This is a genomic window from Microbulbifer sp. MI-G, assembly GCF_030440425.1.
GTDB lineage: Bacteria > Pseudomonadota > Gammaproteobacteria > Pseudomonadales > Cellvibrionaceae > Microbulbifer > Microbulbifer spongiae.
In genome coordinates this window covers 2,347,735-2,364,102 of sequence record NZ_CP098023.1, presented here as the reverse complement: position 1 = coordinate 2,364,102, position 16,368 = coordinate 2,347,735, and the positions used below count along the sequence as shown (strand labels likewise).

Genomic DNA, 16,368 nt, shown 5'->3' with positions numbered 1-16,368 from the left:
CCCATTCCAATGCCGGAAATGTAAAAAGAGAACCCAGTGCCCCGAGGTTTGGGGAAATGTAGATAACTCCTGCTGGCACCACGTATTGAAATAGGGCTAAATCTCGTAAGGTTGCTATATATACTTAGGCTAATAGATAGATTTACGAAGAATATGCTTGTACTCAAAGTCTATGTAATGAAATCAGTTAAAAAGGGATTACTGCTGTCACCGTGAAAGCGTCCTGACGATAAAATTAACAGGCGCAACTTGGTTTTTACTACTGGCAAGAGCGGCACTGTATGCTACAGCTACTGCCTGCGCCTTCTTTCCCGCCGGCATTCCCTGCAATCCTTGGCTTTCAATGGCGCTTTCAACTGCTTCAATACAGCTCTCTAATAGTTCCAGATCAATGCCGTCAGGAGTAATTGATGGCTGGTTTTCTGCCGGCTCCATCGATACATCCAGGCTGTACTCTTTGAGCGTCAACTTCTGTTCTACATCTCGGGCAATACGGTTACCGATAGACTTAGTGGCATTTTTACCGATCAGTTGATAGAGCTGTTGTTCAGAACGACCAAGAGCATCGGCAAACGCCCGCCTGTTCTTATAGTCAGCAGCAAGCCGCCGCATGTTCGCCCGCCTTATCTCATTAATATCCATTGTTACATTGGCCATCTGTGTTTGTGTCAGCTTACCAAACCTTTACCAACCGTTAATGACCCTTAAAAGTTCAGTTTTGTGCCATTTTTTAGATAATCAACTAAACCTTCTTGACCATAACTATACCTTTTAAATATAGTTATTGTATGAATCTCAACCATCACATCCGATCCCTGTCCCTGCAGGAGAGGGAAAAGCTCGCCAAGAAAGTGGATACCTCTGGCGCCTACCTTTCCCGGATTGCTTACGGAAATGGTCGACCCGGCCACAAGCTTGCTCGCAAGTTATCCGTTGAAACAGGCATTCCTTTGGCAGATTGCCGCCCGGACATCTGGGGCGAGGGACCTGAAGCTGCCACCAACAACAGTATGGAGGCAGGGCAAGAACTGGTTAATCAATAGCCAACCATGGTCATTCATACAGGAGAAAACGATGGACAGGCAAAGCATACAGGATGTGGTCGCGGAATTCCTCAAAACGGAGGAGGGGAGGGAAGTGATGGCCGAAAGCCTATCTGGCCACCTGAAGTGCTTCATGGATTCTTAGAAGCTGGATTAGGAAAGATGATGACCTCACCTTTTGGTGCTTTTTGTGGTGCTTCCTCTGCTGGGGAAAGAAAAGCGTTGATGGCTTCAAGGTACCTTTGCACTTGCTTGTCATGCTTGTGCTCATCCACGCGACTCATAGCCAGGCTAATACTCTCGTCGATATTTTCTGGAGTCAGCGTTTCGATTTTGCAGAGTTTGAAGATTAAAGAGGTCAGGGCGACATGAGCAGCCTGAAGTTTTACATTTTCAGAGGGGTTAGTTTTGGGAGGTCAAATTCGACCCTCGTGATGTCTTTCATAGTTCTTCCTTGTTAGCTGTTGGTTTGGGAGCTTTCAGCATACCGGGAATGGCGACACCTGCCCAGTGGTGTGACAGCCGGGAGAGTTCGGCACGAAACAGTGCAGAAGTTATTGGTTAAGGGCATAGAAAATGCAAAAGGCGTCTATATGGAAAAGCCAGTTTCCCCGGTTGACAGGAATCGGAGAACAGTGCCATGCTTATCCCGCTCCCGCAAAATCGGGAGCCGGGATATGCAACCCGTTTTTCGAAGGCGCCGGGAAGACGCCTTTAGCTGTATGCGTCTTTTTTTGTGCGCGAAACCTCCTTGTTATGGTGGGGTATTCGGGGGGCCTTCGGGCCCGCCGTTTCCTTCGAGCGGTATTGCATACCCGTCTACCCCGCCGCCTTATCGAGATATGCAACTCCTTGGTGGCGGATAATCCGCAATCGAAGGAGGCTATCATGCCTAACCACGCCCCAGTTGTGCCCGTTGCTCGGGTAGATCAACTCGTTACCCAATCCCTTGACCTTGCCATTATTAGCCTGGAAGCCGTAGAAAAGCTGCGCACCCTGTTCCGCACCATTGCCTACATCCCCGAGAACAACCCCACCACGCAGGAGCTGGCCGCGTTGGGCGCCCAACTTGCAGGCGAGTGGGCAGATGTTATTGATTCTGATCGTGAGGATTTGGAGCGATTAGAGAAAGTTCAACGCTATCGCGAAGAAACAAAGCCAAGGGTCTAAAAAACCGAACCGGTGGAAGGCCGGCAGAATTTTGATGTAACGGACACTATCAAAAACACCGAAGAGCCGCAGAAGCGGACGGAGGCGATAATGGAAGACTCCGATCTTTTTGTCCTGTATTGCGTGAATGAACGCGCACAACAAACGGGCCTCCCGCCTTGTGAGTTGGCGCGGGCCTTACTCCAAATCCCACCTGAACAAATCAAGGCGGCGGCGGATGCTGACCGTGCCTATCGCAAGTCTTTTGCGTCCAATGGGGGTGAAAAATGATTAAGCGAGGGCCACGCCCAGAATCGCATTACTTGGTGATTACCAATGCAGTTGCCACGGATCGCCGGTTGTCATTTGGTGCAGCTGGTCTCTTGATTCATCTCCTGTCAAAACCGGACAACTGGTCTGTATCTGTAGCTGCATTGTCGAGAGAGGCGCAAGAAGGCAGAGATAAGATTTACAAGTTGCTGAATGAGCTGATCGAATTACGCTATGCCCGTCGCACCTCGGTTCGTGATGATAATGGGAAAATGCTGGGTACGGATTATGAAATCTTTGATGCACCACTTCCTGAAAACCCGGATACGGTTTTTCCGGATACGGATTCGCCGTATACGGATTTTCCGACACTACAAAGTAAAGAATATACAAAGAAACCATCTAACAAAGTAACCAGTGTTAATGCTCAAAAGCGTGCACCTGAAAAACCTGGGGCGATTGATTCGGCGTTCGATCGATTCTGGTCAGCAGGGTTACCCAAGGTGGGCAAGCAAAAAGCCCACACGGCCTTCCTGGCCAACCTGAAAAAATCCAAACGGGATGCGGAGTCGTTTGCTGAGTTGCTTGCCGAGGACATCGAACACCGCCTGCTGGCCAACCAATTCGGATTTGACCGGCTCCACCCGACCACCTACCTGAGCCAATGCCGCTGGGAGGACGAGCGACCGGAGATCATCCCGTTTGACCGGATTGTCGAGTCTTACCACCGCAACCTGCCCAACAACGTGCCGGTAACAGCCCTGAGCGACCGACGGCGGGAATTCCTGACCTACCTGTGGACGCAACGCGCAAACCGCGAGTTGGGTTGGTTTGATGAATTCTTCGCCTTCTGCGCCAGTCAGCAGTGGTTGAACGGTTCCCACAAGGCCGACCTGGAATGGTTGACCGACCCGAATCATTACCCGCGCATCACCGAAAACGCAAAGGGAGCGGCGGCATGATGGTCAAGGCCCTGAACAGGGGCGAACAGAACACCTTGATCGCTGCAGAGCAGATGGTGCTTGGTGGACTCCTGATCAACCCCTCCGCCATCGAGGACGTATTCGAGATTGTAGGCCGGGCGGATTTTATAACTGCACCACACCGCACCATTGCCACAGCCATCAAATCCCTGGCAGAGAACTCCCAGCCAGTGGACGCGTTTACTGTGGGTGAGGAGCTGAACCGCACCAAAAAGCTGAGAGCTGCCGGAGGCGTTGCTTACCTGGCTGAACTGTGTGAGCAGACTCCGGGGGCATCGAATGTACGAACCTATGCCCACATTGCCGCTGACCACGCAAACCGTCGCAAGTTCTTGGCCGCACTGGATGAGGCTGGCAAGGCCGTATACGCCGCACCTGTTCGCCCGTTGAAGGAAATTATCAGCGCACACCAAACCAGCCTGTCTGATCTGGAGCGTGCTCGCGATACCGGTACAGGCCCTCAAGATCTGGACGGGGCAGCCAGGGAGGTTCTGCAGGATTGGAACCGCCTGGAGACCGGTGACCAGATCAAGCGGGTACACACGGGCTGGGATTGCATAGATCGCCGCTGGAAGGGATTGCGTGGTGGGGAGCTGGTAGTCCTCGCTGGTACCACTGGAACTGGTAAAACCGTGTTTGCCATGCAGGTGGCTGCGCACAATGCGCTCAATGGCAACCGCGCCCTGGTCTTCTCTCTGGAAATGAGTCGCCGGGAACTTTACCGTCGACTGGTGGGCATGGTTGGACGCATCCCTGTAGGTCTTGCCGACTCTGACAACTCAGATGACCGCAAAGGCTTCTACGCACAGCACAGCCAGGGCCTGACCTATGCGGTAAGCAAACTCAAGGGCATAGACATGGGGGTGGATGACCAGGGTGCGCTGCATATGAATCAGATTGCCAGCCGTGCTCGCCGTGAACACCGCAAGAGCCCGTTGTCATTGATCGTGGTGGATTATCTGCAGCAGGTGCGTGGAGATGGCCTGAGCCGGGAGAGGGAAGTGGCCTGCGTCTCTGCCGGGCTCAAGGCATTGGCCAAGGAGCTGGATATACCGGTGCTGGCACTGTGCCAGTTCAACCGTGAAGCATCCAAGGGTGGCCGACCCAATATATCCCAGCTACGGGATTCCGGCTCTATTGAGCAGGACGCCGACATAGTGACCCTGCTGTACCGGGAGGACAAAGACAATCCCGATTCACTAAACCCCGGACTGGTGGAAGTGATCACCGCAAAGCACCGCCGTGGAGAACCGGGCATCGACAACCTCAAAGCCAAGCTCAACCAGTTCCGCATGGATGTATGGACGGCGGAGGTACACCAGGCTGAGCCGTCTAAGAGATTCCGGCAATTTGTTGGTTAATCGAGATAGGGGAAAAGATGGTCAATGAAATCAGCATTCGCGAGCGCTTGTGGGAGTGGTCCAGGGCCTATCCTGAACGTGCGGGGGACTCAGTGAGCTGGCCCCGTATGGCGGCATTTGGCCGAAGGATGTTATCAGGGCGCAGGGAGAGCCCGGACCCGATAGATTACGACAGGGCAGCCCTCACGGATGCTGCAGTACTAGCTTACCTGAATGTGATTGCCAGGCGCCAGGATAAGGAGAAGGCTGCGCTGGAGAGGATGGTTTTTTGGTTGCGGTATTACTACCGGTGGGAAATGCAGGATGTGGCCAGGAAGATCAAAAGGTCAAAGCCGTGGGTTGAAAAAATGTGTCAAATTGTTGAGGCGACGGTGGAAGCTTTCTTTTTGTCGCAGAATGCCGCATAACTGTATTTAAAAACAGGCTGTATGTATTGACACCATACGTCCATATGGGTTAACTTTGTATAAGCTGTCGCGAAGTATGCGCAGCAGGACCATACCCCCTTTGAAAGCCCCGTCTGGTAAAGCCGGCGGGGCTTTTTTGTATTTATAGCTCAGGGACCTGATTAAGTAGGGCGTTGACCTATGCCAAGCCCATTGTATACTGCAATGCAATTAGTGCCAGTAGGGCAAGTTTTGGATGGGGACATAGTGTTCTTGTAGGGACGGCTAGATTTACTTCCGGCCCAAATAGTCATGACTGACGCTATATAAATTTTAATAAGACAAATAGTGGTGGTTCGTAGTTTATTATGAGATCTCTTGCAATAACGTTCACTTTGCTGTTTACGATACAGTATTCAATTGCGGAAGAGCACTCCGGTGCTACTTTAGATCGAGTTTCTGTATCAGAAACTGGAGTTGCAATACTGTGGGCATCTTCTGGTTGGGGTTCTGCAGCAAATAATGATTGCTCAACTGACACCGGCGTACTTGCTTTTGATACTAACAATGAAGGTGGTAAGTCAATGTTGTCAATTGCTTTAGCTGCTTTTATGGCAGGGAAGACTGTAAGTGTATTTACAAGTGATACTGACTGTATTGCTGTTAGTGGGTTAGCGCCAGTAATTAAGCGTATTGACGTAATAAAATAAAGAAATAAATTTAATAGGGTTGGGAAGGTTTCTTTTTATTGCAGAATGCTTCATAGCTGTATTTCAGTACAAATCGTATTTATCTACAGCCCAGGCATGCAGGTGTTATATTCAGATAGGCTGTCGCGAAGTATGCGCAGCGGGACCATACCCCCCTTTGAAAGCCCCGTCTGGTTAGTCCGGCGGGGCTTTTTTATGGCTGTAGTTTGGGTACGGGCAATTCGTAATACAATTGGAATGAGGTGTTGATTTATGCCAAGGCTGTCGTATACTAAAGTGCGATAAAACTCAGTTCGATTGGAGTGGAGTGGGATTTGAGCTTGATTGCTAAGCCTGCCAGGCTTACTACCAGATGTATGAGCGGGTATTAATTGCTAAAGCAAACTATGAGATATAAGAGCATAATTAGGTCAGTCATCTTACTTGCCCTAGTGGTTATGGCCTATTACGTAGGTGAGAATCGTGGATTTAAGAGAGGAATAGAGATAACGGCAGTTTATTCAATTTCTGGAAACTCAGTAGATCAAGCCAATGCGCTAGCTCTTGTTCTAGGCTTTGCTCGGCTCGGGCAGGATAAAAAAATGTATGAGTGGGGAGATAAATTCATACTCGATAGCATGAAGACATATAGTGAGGTTCAAAGTTCTCTGCCAGAAAGTGTGGTCTCTAATTTGAATGTCGAAGAGCGAGAATTCTTGGATGGTATGATAGATTCTAAGCCAGCTAATGCAACGATATTTTATATTGATACTTACCTGACTAAGCTTAGTTCGGGTGCCAAAAGTAGAGGCAATTGAAAAGTATAGATATAGCGATGGCGCTTTTGCTAAATTGCAGACTTATTTATACTTTGTGTGCTAAGTGGAAATTCCATAATGAAAATTAAATATTTTATTTTCCTTGCTTTTCTTTTTCCTCTCGCCACTGATGCTTGCTCCCCGATTCTTCCTAAAATAATACCACCTGTAACACCTGATGGTGAGTTCACTTACATCTACCCACCTACTAAAGGTGAAGGTTTTGCTCAAAAAATAAAGGAGACAAGGAACCGTGCAGTAGTTGTAGTATACATTGATCACCATTATCAATCTTATCCTTATGGCGCACAAACTGAATTTAAAGTGTTGCATGGTTGGGGGGATCCGCAGCCAAAGATTAATGTTATAATTAGAAAAGAGGATAGCTGTGGAAAAGTTCAGCCGCTAAAAATTAATTCCTGGTATTTGGCTCTCTTTGTTGATCCTAATTACAACCCTATCCTTATCCCCTATGATCAAGTTAAGGATCTTGTCGAATTAAAAGGAAAGTCAACTTATGCTCATACTTCAATTGGTTTGCTGCCAAGATAGATGAGGAAAATAGCTGCGCTGAGTATTTGTTTTTATTCGAATAGAAGGAGTCTGGATAATGCTAGTGATCGTTATATGATTCGTTACCACAACGAAGCTGGATTCAGATTTTATGAAAGATGCTGGTGTAGGCCTTGAAATAATTCGGAATCGATCAAATGAAATACAGGTGAAAATCGATGTAAGTTACAATTTTGCTATTTCTTTTCAAAAGACGTGGTATACCATTAAGTTTTCTGATGAGGAATTTAGAAATTTTCAGAATTGTTTGAGGGATGGCATTGCATCCTGGCATGGTCATTCATCACTCTTGTGGGCTCAAAAAATTTATATAAAAAAACAAAATCATCCAAATAATTACAGAAACGTTCGTATGTATCGTCGCTTTTTTATACTGGGAGTAAGTATAGTTCCTGTGACACTCTCGCAAGAGATTGTCCGAGGAATTTTAGAGGCAAAAGTATAACTAGTTTCTGTAGTTGATGTCCCTCTTTGTACATTTTTGCATGAGCGTTTTGCGTCCATTTTTGCGAAAACAAGGTATTATTGATTTTTTCAATAGTATTGCTGGCTAATTGTTATTAACAATTCAGATATCGAACCTTTAGAATTCAACCTTAGCTTGCCCCGTGCGGGCTTTTTTGTATCTGGTAATCCCATGTTTGAAAACGCCTACTTCTCGAAAGCGGAGCTGTCCTGCCGTTGTTGCGGGAAACTCCACTTCTCGGATGACACGTTGGGCCGATTGATCAGGGTGAGGGAGCGCTTCAACAAGCCGATGGTGATCACCTCTGGTTACCGCTGCCGGGCCCACTGCACCAGTATCGGCTCCACCATGACACACACTACCGGGCAGGCTGTGGATGTGCCAGTTTCTGGTGGGCGAGCCTATGAGCTGCTGGGGATAGCGATAGAGGAAGGCTTTACCGGCATTGGCGTAAAGCAGCATGGTCCACACAAGGGCAGATTCCTGCACTTGGATGACCTTGAAGCTATTCCGGGCAAGCGTGACGGGCCCACAATCTGGAGCTACCCAAGGTAGGGCGTATAAAGGGAGTGGCGCAGAATTGATTTCGAGACAGTAATCAGGATAATGGTGGTTACAGTGATCGCTATATAATCCTTGTGATTTATGATGTTGAGGAAATGGATAATGTTGAAAAAGATAATATTTTTTCTATTGACTTGGGCTTTAATTGGATGTACTGCTACAGGTCCTGTTTTTTCTCCTGAGCTTCCTTCGAAAGGAAAAGCATTAATCTATGTTTATACTGATCAAGAAAGCTCCATAAGGCAAGCAAAAATACCACCTTCAATAAAAATAAATAGCTTAGAAATTGGATCTCTGAAATTTAAAGGCCATTTTTCTATTAGTGTTGTACCGGGTGAATATGTGGTGACAGCACAGATATTTGGTGGTGGCAACCTAGCTGAAATGCCTATAACAATTGAAGAGGGTGAAACTAAATATTTGCTATATAGTGAGCGGCTTACAGGTGGTGGTTTGAGGGTGGGCCACAATAATATAATGTACTCTCAATCAATTCTAGTTGATGTTGGGCCTGATATAGCCATGCCCATTCTAAGTGAGACTAAATTAATTGGCCGGGTTGAAAAATAAATTTAGCATGATATTAGTCGATTCCTGCATCTGGATGATCTTGAGCCTATACCGGGTGAGCGTACACGGCCTACTGTCTGGAGTTATTGAGGGGGAGCGTGTATGAAGGGAGTGGCGCAGAATTGATTTCGAGGCAGTAATCAGGATAATAGTGGCCATGGTGATCAGTATATAAATGTTAGTTTAGTAAGGGGAAGTAGTGAAGTTTTTCATGGTTCTGATTTGTATCATCTTAACTGCTTGTAATGAAGGTTTGGTTAAACCATCAAGCATCCCGATAAATTTGAATACGATTGAAATTAAATCCTACGATGTCATCAATACCTCTGGCACCTACAAAATTGAGCTTAGTTACAACATAGACAAATATGACGTTGAAAAGAATTGGTATGTATGTGGGGTTAAGCAACTATTTAATGGCGCCCCTATTTTTGGAACGCAATTCTCAAGGTGCCAAATAAAGGAAGCGACAGGAGAAACTCACATAATATGGAAGCCGAAAAAAAAACATGAAGAACTTGCAATCGTATGGGTCAAAAGTGCAGAAGATAAAAGTGCTAAGTCTCCAGAGAAAAAAATAATCGATGTGCTTCCACCCTATGAACTTGTAGTTGAATTGTTTCAATCTTCAAACAGTGAAAAATGTAATATAACAGAAGCTAGACCGTTTGGGCGCTGTCCATATAGACAACTAGCTGAATCGAATATTGGCCTCATTGGTTCGTAAGCCAGCAAAAAGGAGCAATAGTCGCCGAAAACGGCACACTTGTGCTGGACATTAGTTCCAAATCAAGAGATTGAGTATGAAAATGAAATTAAGAAAAATTCTAAGTGTTTTGCCCTTTGCTGCGGAAGAGACAGCAGTTGCATCAAGCGCATCGACTGAAGTGGATTCAGAAGAGTTTTGGCAGAAAGTTTACGATGAAAGAACTGCTTACTATGAAAAGCATATCGGTACATTTCCGGACGATATTTTGAAAATGGGGAATATGACAGGGGTTTGGCCTGGAGGCGGCCTATTTGTAATGCCTGCCGACAAACTCGGTAAAGGATTATGGGCTTATACAACTTTCGGAATGAGCAACCCAGATATGCCTGCGTCTACCGTAATGGAAGACTACAAGATAGAGGTGGATGATCAAGGTCAGACTAGTAAATACTCGGGATCATTGCAAAATAAAAAACAAGCACAAAGTCCAGATGGAGCAGCTGGCTATGGATATGAAATGATTATCATAGCTAAAGAAAATGCCGAGTGGCCGCTTTGGTTTATGCAATGGACAGTTAATGCCGAAATTTTGAATGATGCAGGTATTCTCGAACGAGTCGAGGAATATAACGGCTTAACTGTACAGGATATTCAAGTTGGCGAGTCTGAATCTATAAATGTATTAATTGCCAAAGCGAATAAACCACTTCCAGCAGGTTTATCTCTTCCAAATGGTAAAATGGATATACTTATTGCCACTGTTATTACTGATGCTGAAATGCAGTGGTCAATGGAAAACGGGAGAGATGTACTACTTACAAAATTATCAGAGTCCGGTGCTGGCCAAATAAGCGATCGAAACCGTAAGTCTGTCGTAAAATGAGCTGATCGGGTAAAGGCGGGTTTCTAGTCCGCCCTCCCTACGGCACCGTACATGCGGGTCCGGATACGGCGGTTCATTAGACCTTTTGCGTTCTTAGAGGTACAAATCAGCTACCTTGCGATTGTTGTCTCTACCAGACACCCAACCACTCAAACCGGCCACTGAGCCGGTTTTTTACCCTGAAGAGAGTGATCATATTTTGTACGATTACATCAAATCTATGTAACTAGCTGTTTTTAATGCGGGTTGTGGAGAGTTGTCGCAGAATTGATTTCGAGACAGTAATCAGGATAATAGTGGTCATGGTGATCAATTTATAAATGTTAGAAATACTATGAACCAAGCACTCATACTTCTAAGCTTTATGCTTTTCAGCTCAAATTTGTTCGGAGAATCAATATTTGTTTTGGGTGAGCCGTATTACAGGGGTGCTACTGAATACGTTGAAAAAGACGAATGTCTTGATGCTGGTGAATGCATCGAATTCGAATGGTTTAGGGAGTACAAAATAAAAAACGTTAAAGTTTTGTCGGGCAATATCAGATTAAACAAAATAGCATTTGTTATGGCGACTCACACTCCTAGATATACAAACGGCGATAGGCACCAAAAGTGGTACTTGGAGCTTGTCCCTATTACTCATCATGACGTGGGATATAAGGCTATAGATTGGTACCCTGTATCAGAGATAGTATGCACACAAAGTCCGTTGTCGAACAGTGCGCGCACTCTTAAACCGTGGTACACATCGCGAGATGATGAGCCATGCTACGATCTAGTTGATCTCATCGAGAGTGATAAAATTTCTAACAAGTCAATCCGGCCGACCACTGACGCGGCTGATTGAAGCGTAAGAGTTACCAATAGGATCGAGAGTACTTAATGTTCAAACAAATATGGAAAGGTTGGACTACGAGTGTTTCAGTTATCTTTACACCACTATTTCTAATTGTTGCCTTAGTTCAACCTGACGCTCCTGAAAATATGCTCTTGGCTGTACCATTAGTTCCGGTTATGGCTGCGGGGCAAGGTGTTTTTATTGGGGCAATGGTTTGTCTCGGTCTCAAAATATTGTCGTTTAAAAAATAATATGAATATCTCCAACTCTAACAAGGCGTGGAATGATCGTCTGCCGCTGGGACTCACTACTACGTGGCTTGCCCTAAACTAAGGCGTTAACTGTCGAGTGTACCAATGAGAAAGTTTGTCACAATTACATTGTTCGCAATAATGGCTGTGTCAAATGCGCTAGCCACAGGATTGCAACAGTTTGATTTAGCGGTTCCGGGTACATATGTAAGGGAAGAGTACAAAGAGGATTTAAAGAATTGGCGCCTGTCACTTTTAAGGGGTGTAGGCTACGATGCAAAGAAAATTAGTGAGGCTATTTTCCTCAAAACTGATATTCCTCTAAAAGTAAACGGTCATGAGTCAATAGGTCAGGTTTATCAAAACAAAGACATAAAGCATCAATTTTATATACTTGCGTCTGATATGTAAACCTCCCTTAAACTAGGGGCATCCACATTTAGAGTTCTCCGGCGTAAACTACGCTCACACGGAGAGCTAATAATGAAAAAATCGCGCTACACGGAAACGCAGATAGTAAAGATCCTGAAGGAAGTAGAAGGCGGCAGACTGGTCAAAGAAGTCTGTCGGGAGTACGGGATATCCGACGCTACCTACTACAACTGGAAATCCAAATACGGCGGTATGGAGGCGTCCGATATCAAACGGCTCAAGGAACTGGAGGAAGAGAATCGTCGTTTGAAGGCGATGTTCGCTGACCTCAGTCTGGAACATAAGATCCTCAAAGATATCGTTGAAAAAAGCTGTAAAGCCAGCGATTAGGCGAGAGCTGGTCGACTATGCCCGACAAGAGCATAGTGCCAGCCTTCGCATGGCCTGTCGCGCAGTTGGCATAAGCGATTCAGTGTATCGGTATCGGCCCATTCCCAACCGGAATGATGAGGTGATCGCCAAGCTCCAAGAGGCAGTGGAACGCTACCCAGCTTACGGGTTCGACAAGTTGTTCAAAATTCTGCGTCGCTGGGGGCATGCCTGGAATCACAAAAGAGTTCACCGCCTGTACTGCGAGTTAAACCTGAATAAGCGTCGTAGAGGCAAGAAACGGCTACCCAGCCGCAACCCGGAGCCGTTGTCGGTTCCAGCTGAGGTGAACCACTGCTGGTCGATGGACTTTATGAGCGATAGCTTGTTCTGTGGTCGCCGCTTCCGGACCTTCAATCTGGTAGATGACTTCAATCGGGAAGCACTGGCCATCGAGATCGACCTGAACCTGCCGGCACCACGGGTGATCAGGGTGCTTGAGCGGGCCGTGGCCTGGCAGGGCTATCCCAACAAGCTGCGAATGGATAATGGCCCGGAGTTCATCTCCACCGCACTGGCTGAGTGGGCGGAGGAGCACAGCATCGAATTGGAATTTATTAAACCAGGCAAGCCGACACAGAACTCGTACGTTGAACGGTTCAACCGCACCTATCGTGACGAGATCTTAAACATGTATGTGTTCCGCACGCTGAACGAGGTGCGGGAACTGACCGAAAACTGGATCAGGGAATACAACGAAGAGCGGCCACATGACTCACTGGGAGATCTCACTCCCTGGGAGTATCTGGCCAAACATGAAGGGCTAGAAAACTCTAATTTAGGGTGTCACTAATTAGGGGAGGTTTACAATACAATCATTGACTTTGAGGCTCAGCAGGTTGGCACAATGGGCGTTTCCGGCATAACTAATCATCCAACGCCTAGCGGGCGCATGATCATAATTATAGCTCCGGGTAAAAACATAAATTTGTTGGGCGTAACCTTAGACTTCACAATTAAAGTTCAGGTTAAGCCTCCAGTATTTACAGGCAACAGCGTAACCTATGAGTGGCACGCATGGTAAAAACAGTTAACAAATAAGGATATGTTGCGCTTGCTGCAACATTTACACCTAAATAAAAAACCGGCCACTGAGCCGGTTTTTTTACGCCTGGAAAAAGTTACTGCCCCAGGCCACAATCTGGAGCTACTGAGGGAAGGATGTATTGAGGTGCTCACAGATCAGACTGGAGATACCCAGGAAGACAAAGTGAACCTACAGCCCACCCGCATCCCAAAACTACTGAGGCTGGCCAAAGGCCGTGATTGCGTCCACTGTGGCAATAACGAGGGCACTACTGTGGCGGCCCACTACCAAGGCCCACGGAGCCACAGCTACGGCAAGGGCAGGGGGATCAAGCCCCACGATGCCATGGCTGCACACCTTTGTTATCGCTGCCACGCTGAGGCGGATAGCAGTGGTCTGGGTAGCTGTCCCGAGAACCACAGTAGACGCTTTCTGTTGCTGATCATCACTACTCAAATGAATTTGTTTATAGAGGGGCGTATCACCGCACAAGACTATGCCCAGGCCTTCCTGCTGAAGCTGTGCCGCAATACGGGAGAACTCATGGAGTGTGGAGAGCCTGAGCTTCACGACATCGCCTGCCGTCTGGCCGAGTGCTGGGACTCAGGTGAGATCGCTATCGTCTCCCAGGGGGCCATGGTGAGCAGCTTTGTGGGAGTGGGCTCATGACCTGCAAAGCCAACGAGTAAGGCAGCTATCGTGCCCTTCAGCGCGGGACACACCAATTTTATCAATTGAGCAAGGATTTTGTCATTTGACGAAAATGTCCAAGTAGTTATAGTTGGCGGCTATGTAATCTTAGGTCAGTAATACCGCTATTCGAAAATACTAGATGATATTTGAGATAGTAATTGAAGGGATACTGGCCATGGTGATCAGTATATAAATGTTATGCTTCAAATCATGATTGAAGAAGAACTTAAGATAGCATTGCTTGAAGCCGCTAGTTACTTTAGGTCCCGCGGCATCCCCGATTGGGAACTTGAGGCTCAAGGGGCAGCAAATAAAATAAAGAATGATGACTTTAGTTTCGTTGAAGATCTTTGGATTAGATATGCACCAACTTGTGATATTGATGATTTGTTGATCACAGAATATGCAGCTGAAGATGAAGAAAGGGTAAATAAGCTGAACACACAGTTAGCAGAGATCGCAAATAAAGTGTTTGCGTTACTAGAAAGAGTCAATTGTGAAAAACATAACAATCAGCAGCACGATCGTCCACAAAATTCGCGGGCTGGACGACCTACGCTTCGCTTCGGTCACCCGTGTGCTGGGCGTTAGCCGAATCAACCAAACACCGGAGTTTGCAGTGAGATATAGGGATATTGCGAAAACATATTTAAAAAGTGCTGAGAAAGAACTTTCTACGGGTGATGATTCAAGATTAAAATTTGCTGCACTTGAACTACGAATGACTCTTGAAGCATTAACTTATGAGCGTGCTCAACTTTACAAGAAAGAATTAACTGAAAAACAGATCAAGATCTGGCAACCTCGAAAGCTACTCACCACACTTATTGATATAGATCCATTTGTGGATTCAAGCCCAACAATTAGCTTTGGCATTGAAGGGGAAGATGGCTCCCCCCCAGAAGAAATGAAGTTACTTGGGAAGGAAACTGTAATAAGCCTTAAAGATATAAAAAACTACTACGACAGGCTGAGTTCTTATTTGCATACTCCTACAATAGAACAGGGCATGCTCAAAGAGAATAGCTCTCCCCAAAGAATAAGATATAGGTGTGAAGAAATAGTTTCAATAATGAAAGATGTAGTTTCTTCTCCAATTTTCAATGTAGACCTACGGGACAAAGCATCTCTTAATTGTTATGAGTGTGGAAGTGAAATCGTACGTACTATTCCTCCATCATCCAATGAACTACAAGTAAAGTGTCTTCAAGAAAATTGTCTTGCTTCCTATATAGTTAAAAAATTACCTGACAGGCAGGCTCATTGGGAGCCCATGTATGATGAACTACCTTGTTCCAACCCCAACTGTGATGAAAAACAACTCACATGGAAAAGAGAATTTGCACTTGGGGTAAATTGGAACTGCAAAAAATGCCGAGGTCACAATAGAGTGTCCTTGGGTATAACATTCGAGCCAGTGAGTTCTGAGTCATAATTCGGCTAACAAGTAATTCCAGGTGACGCTTACGGCACACTTGATATAGACATGTGTGCCAGGCATGGCACTTAACTAGCACGGCATAAATCCTCGCACCAAGTACCCAACCGGCCACTGAGCCGGTTTTTTAATGCCTGGAGACAGCTACTTCCCCAGGCCGCAATCTGGAGCTACTGAGGGAATGGCATATGGAGGGGCTAAAAGTCCAGACTGGAGATACCCACAGAGACAAAGTGAACCTGCAACCCACCCGCATCCCCAAGCTTCTGAGGCTGGCCAAAGGCCGCGATTGTGTCCGCTGTGGTAATAACGAGGGCAGTACAGTGGCCGCCCACTACCAAGGCCAGCGCAGCCACAGCTATGGCAAGGGCCGGGGGATCAAGCCCCACGATGCCATGGCTGCACACCTTTGTTATCGCTGCCACGCTGAGGCGGATAGCAGTGGTCTGGGTAGCTGTCCCGAGGCCCACAGCAGACGCTTCCTGTTGCTGATCATCACTACTCAAATGAATTTGTTTATAGAGGGGCGTATCAATCTTTGTTTCTGTACTGTATTTGCAGATAATCGGCAGTGAAAAAACTATCGAGCATTTCTCCAGCCCAGAATTTGCGACAGAACTGGGTTTTGCAGAAGCAGAGAATGACTATAGAGATGGCCGGCTAGTTTTTAAGACATTCCATAAAGATGGCGATATTGCACTGTATGGGTATGAGAAAGAGCAGGCTTACGACCTTTTGCGCTCAGTCGAAAATGAGGGTGTTAAAATATTGTTTAGCACAGAAGAACTGGGTTGTGAGTATTGGTTGGAGGTGTTTGTAGTGGTCTACTAAACCCGGACACCATTTTAGGTGGTAA

Annotated in this window: 24 protein-coding genes; 22 read left to right on the top strand and 2 right to left on the bottom strand. The window is 46.5% G+C overall.

The genetic code is table 11. From position 1 onward, the window contains the following. Positions 1–207: 207 nt before the first annotated feature. Positions 208–657 (bottom strand): hypothetical protein, encoded by a 450-nt coding sequence (locus M8T91_RS09845; protein ID WP_301413911.1) that lies wholly within the window; start codon positions 655–657, stop codon positions 208–210. Between the two features lie 131 nt (positions 658–788). On the opposite strand from M8T91_RS09845, the gene M8T91_RS09840 reads away from it, so the two are divergent. Beyond that, positions 789–1,043: a helix-turn-helix domain-containing protein gene (locus M8T91_RS09840; RefSeq protein WP_301413910.1), complete on the top strand. Its 255-nt coding sequence runs from the start codon at positions 789–791 to the stop codon at positions 1,041–1,043. Positions 1,044–1,174: 131 nt separating this feature from the next. On the opposite strand, the gene M8T91_RS09835 is transcribed toward M8T91_RS09840, so the two are convergent. Next, positions 1,175–1,318, bottom strand: a complete 144-nt coding sequence (locus M8T91_RS09835) for a hypothetical protein (RefSeq protein WP_301413909.1) — start codon at positions 1,316–1,318, stop codon at positions 1,175–1,177. A gap of 613 nt (positions 1,319–1,931) precedes the next feature. Here M8T91_RS09835 and M8T91_RS09830 point away from each other — a divergent pair. From M8T91_RS09830 to M8T91_RS09730, 21 genes are all read left to right on the top strand, one after another. After that, positions 1,932–2,213 carry a hypothetical protein gene (locus M8T91_RS09830; protein WP_301413908.1) on the top strand — a complete coding sequence of 94 codons (282 nt, stop codon included), beginning with the start codon at positions 1,932–1,934 and terminating at the stop codon, positions 2,211–2,213. A gap of 90 nt (positions 2,214–2,303) precedes the next feature. Beyond that, positions 2,304–2,483: a hypothetical protein gene (locus M8T91_RS09825; RefSeq protein ID WP_301413907.1), complete on the top strand. Its 180-nt coding sequence runs from the start codon at positions 2,304–2,306 to the stop codon at positions 2,481–2,483. Positions 2,484–2,515: 32 nt separating this feature from the next. Beyond that, positions 2,516–3,424: a helix-turn-helix domain-containing protein gene (locus M8T91_RS09820; RefSeq protein ID WP_301413905.1), complete on the top strand. Its 909-nt coding sequence runs from the start codon at positions 2,516–2,518 to the stop codon at positions 3,422–3,424. Then, complete coding sequence (locus M8T91_RS09815) at positions 3,421–4,806, top strand: replicative DNA helicase (protein ID WP_301413904.1); 1,386 nt, start codon at positions 3,421–3,423, stop codon at positions 4,804–4,806. Before M8T91_RS09820 ends, M8T91_RS09815 begins: the two co-directional genes overlap by 4 nt. A gap of 17 nt (positions 4,807–4,823) precedes the next feature. After that, the gene (locus M8T91_RS09810; RefSeq protein WP_301413903.1) at positions 4,824–5,213 is read left to right on the top strand and encodes a hypothetical protein; all 390 of its coding nucleotides are present in this window, start codon (positions 4,824–4,826) and stop codon (positions 5,211–5,213) included. A gap of 347 nt (positions 5,214–5,560) precedes the next feature. Next, positions 5,561–5,902: a hypothetical protein gene (locus tag M8T91_RS09805; RefSeq protein WP_301413901.1), complete on the top strand. Its 342-nt coding sequence runs from the start codon at positions 5,561–5,563 to the stop codon at positions 5,900–5,902. A gap of 437 nt (positions 5,903–6,339) precedes the next feature. Then, complete coding sequence (locus M8T91_RS09800) at positions 6,340–6,699, top strand: hypothetical protein (protein WP_301413899.1); 360 nt, start codon at positions 6,340–6,342, stop codon at positions 6,697–6,699. A gap of 78 nt (positions 6,700–6,777) precedes the next feature. After that, on the top strand, positions 6,778–7,251 hold the full coding sequence (locus M8T91_RS09795) for a hypothetical protein (protein ID WP_301413897.1): 474 nt from the start codon (positions 6,778–6,780) through the stop codon (positions 7,249–7,251). 112 nt (positions 7,252–7,363) lie between these two features. Continuing rightward, complete coding sequence (locus M8T91_RS09790) at positions 7,364–7,717, top strand: hypothetical protein (RefSeq protein WP_301413896.1); 354 nt, start codon at positions 7,364–7,366, stop codon at positions 7,715–7,717. A 192-nt stretch (positions 7,718–7,909) separates the two neighbouring features. Beyond that, a complete protein-coding gene (locus tag M8T91_RS09785; protein WP_301413895.1) occupies positions 7,910–8,293 on the top strand; it encodes a D-Ala-D-Ala carboxypeptidase family metallohydrolase in 384 nt (127 codons plus the stop codon). 111 nt (positions 8,294–8,404) lie between these two features. After that, entirely contained in the window at positions 8,405–8,872 is a 468-nt protein-coding gene (locus tag M8T91_RS09780) for a DUF2846 domain-containing protein (protein WP_301413893.1), read from the top strand. Between the two features lie 199 nt (positions 8,873–9,071). Further along, positions 9,072–9,599 carry a hypothetical protein gene (locus tag M8T91_RS09775; protein ID WP_301413891.1) on the top strand — a complete coding sequence of 176 codons (528 nt, stop codon included), beginning with the start codon at positions 9,072–9,074 and terminating at the stop codon, positions 9,597–9,599. Positions 9,600–9,675: 76 nt separating this feature from the next. After that, the gene (locus tag M8T91_RS09770) at positions 9,676–10,464 is read left to right on the top strand and encodes a suppressor of fused domain protein (protein WP_301413890.1); all 789 of its coding nucleotides are present in this window, start codon (positions 9,676–9,678) and stop codon (positions 10,462–10,464) included. 882 nt (positions 10,465–11,346) lie between these two features. Next, a complete protein-coding gene (locus M8T91_RS09765) occupies positions 11,347–11,553 on the top strand; it encodes a hypothetical protein (protein WP_301413889.1) in 207 nt (68 codons plus the stop codon). A 105-nt stretch (positions 11,554–11,658) separates the two neighbouring features. After that, positions 11,659–11,964, top strand: coding sequence for a hypothetical protein (locus M8T91_RS09760; protein WP_301413888.1), 306 nt, complete (start codon positions 11,659–11,661; stop codon positions 11,962–11,964). A gap of 72 nt (positions 11,965–12,036) precedes the next feature. Then, positions 12,037–13,147 (top strand): IS3 family transposase gene (locus M8T91_RS09755; protein ID WP_301413887.1). Its coding sequence is split into 2 segments (ribosomal slippage): positions 12,037–12,290 and positions 12,289–13,147, totalling 1,113 coding nucleotides; the frame shifts between segments, so codons are not numbered across the junction. Between the two features lie 261 nt (positions 13,148–13,408). Beyond that, positions 13,409–14,050 (top strand): hypothetical protein, encoded by a 642-nt coding sequence (locus M8T91_RS09750; RefSeq protein ID WP_301413885.1) that lies wholly within the window; start codon positions 13,409–13,411, stop codon positions 14,048–14,050. Positions 14,051–14,284: 234 nt separating this feature from the next. Beyond that, a complete protein-coding gene (locus M8T91_RS09745) occupies positions 14,285–14,665 on the top strand; it encodes a hypothetical protein (RefSeq protein WP_301413883.1) in 381 nt (126 codons plus the stop codon). Positions 14,666–14,693: 28 nt separating this feature from the next. Next, the gene (locus tag M8T91_RS09740; RefSeq protein WP_301413880.1) at positions 14,694–15,509 is read left to right on the top strand and encodes a hypothetical protein; all 816 of its coding nucleotides are present in this window, start codon (positions 14,694–14,696) and stop codon (positions 15,507–15,509) included. Between the two features lie 191 nt (positions 15,510–15,700). Then, on the top strand, positions 15,701–16,087 hold the full coding sequence (locus tag M8T91_RS09735; RefSeq protein WP_301413879.1) for a hypothetical protein: 387 nt from the start codon (positions 15,701–15,703) through the stop codon (positions 16,085–16,087). Next, positions 16,068–16,343: a hypothetical protein gene (locus tag M8T91_RS09730; protein ID WP_301413878.1), complete on the top strand. Its 276-nt coding sequence runs from the start codon at positions 16,068–16,070 to the stop codon at positions 16,341–16,343. The genes M8T91_RS09735 and M8T91_RS09730 overlap by 20 nt, the downstream gene beginning before the upstream one ends. Positions 16,344–16,368: the final 25 nt, after the last annotated feature.

Excerpts from the sequence above, each read along its gene's own strand:
- M8T91_RS09770 (WP_301413890.1), top strand. The coding sequence starts at position 9,676 with ATGAAAATGAAATTAAGAAAAATTCTAAGTGTTTTGCCCTTTGCTGCG.
- M8T91_RS09815 (WP_301413904.1), top strand. The coding sequence starts at position 3,421 with ATGATGGTCAAGGCCCTGAACAGGGGCGAACAGAACACCTTGATCGCT.
- M8T91_RS09795 (WP_301413897.1), top strand. The coding sequence starts at position 6,778 with ATGAAAATTAAATATTTTATTTTCCTTGCTTTTCTTTTTCCTCTCGCC.
- M8T91_RS09745 (WP_301413883.1), top strand. The coding sequence starts at position 14,285 with ATGATTGAAGAAGAACTTAAGATAGCATTGCTTGAAGCCGCTAGTTAC.
- M8T91_RS09760 (WP_301413888.1), top strand. The coding sequence starts at position 11,659 with ATGAGAAAGTTTGTCACAATTACATTGTTCGCAATAATGGCTGTGTCA.
- M8T91_RS09790 (WP_301413896.1), top strand. The coding sequence starts at position 7,364 with ATGAAAGATGCTGGTGTAGGCCTTGAAATAATTCGGAATCGATCAAAT.
- M8T91_RS09805 (WP_301413901.1), top strand. The coding sequence starts at position 5,561 with ATGAGATCTCTTGCAATAACGTTCACTTTGCTGTTTACGATACAGTAT.
- M8T91_RS09830 (WP_301413908.1), top strand. The coding sequence starts at position 1,932 with ATGCCTAACCACGCCCCAGTTGTGCCCGTTGCTCGGGTAGATCAACTC.
- M8T91_RS09780 (WP_301413893.1), top strand. The coding sequence starts at position 8,405 with ATGTTGAAAAAGATAATATTTTTTCTATTGACTTGGGCTTTAATTGGA.
- M8T91_RS09765 (WP_301413889.1), top strand. The coding sequence starts at position 11,347 with ATGTTCAAACAAATATGGAAAGGTTGGACTACGAGTGTTTCAGTTATC.
- M8T91_RS09735 (WP_301413879.1), top strand. The coding sequence starts at position 15,701 with ATGGAGGGGCTAAAAGTCCAGACTGGAGATACCCACAGAGACAAAGTG.
- M8T91_RS09845 (WP_301413911.1), bottom strand. The coding sequence starts at position 657 with ATGGCCAATGTAACAATGGATATTAATGAGATAAGGCGGGCGAACATG.
- M8T91_RS09840 (WP_301413910.1), top strand. The coding sequence starts at position 789 with ATGAATCTCAACCATCACATCCGATCCCTGTCCCTGCAGGAGAGGGAA.
- M8T91_RS09825 (WP_301413907.1), top strand. The coding sequence starts at position 2,304 with ATGGAAGACTCCGATCTTTTTGTCCTGTATTGCGTGAATGAACGCGCA.
- M8T91_RS09810 (WP_301413903.1), top strand. The coding sequence starts at position 4,824 with ATGGTCAATGAAATCAGCATTCGCGAGCGCTTGTGGGAGTGGTCCAGG.
- M8T91_RS09800 (WP_301413899.1), top strand. The coding sequence starts at position 6,340 with ATGGCCTATTACGTAGGTGAGAATCGTGGATTTAAGAGAGGAATAGAG.
- M8T91_RS09785 (WP_301413895.1), top strand. The coding sequence starts at position 7,910 with ATGTTTGAAAACGCCTACTTCTCGAAAGCGGAGCTGTCCTGCCGTTGT.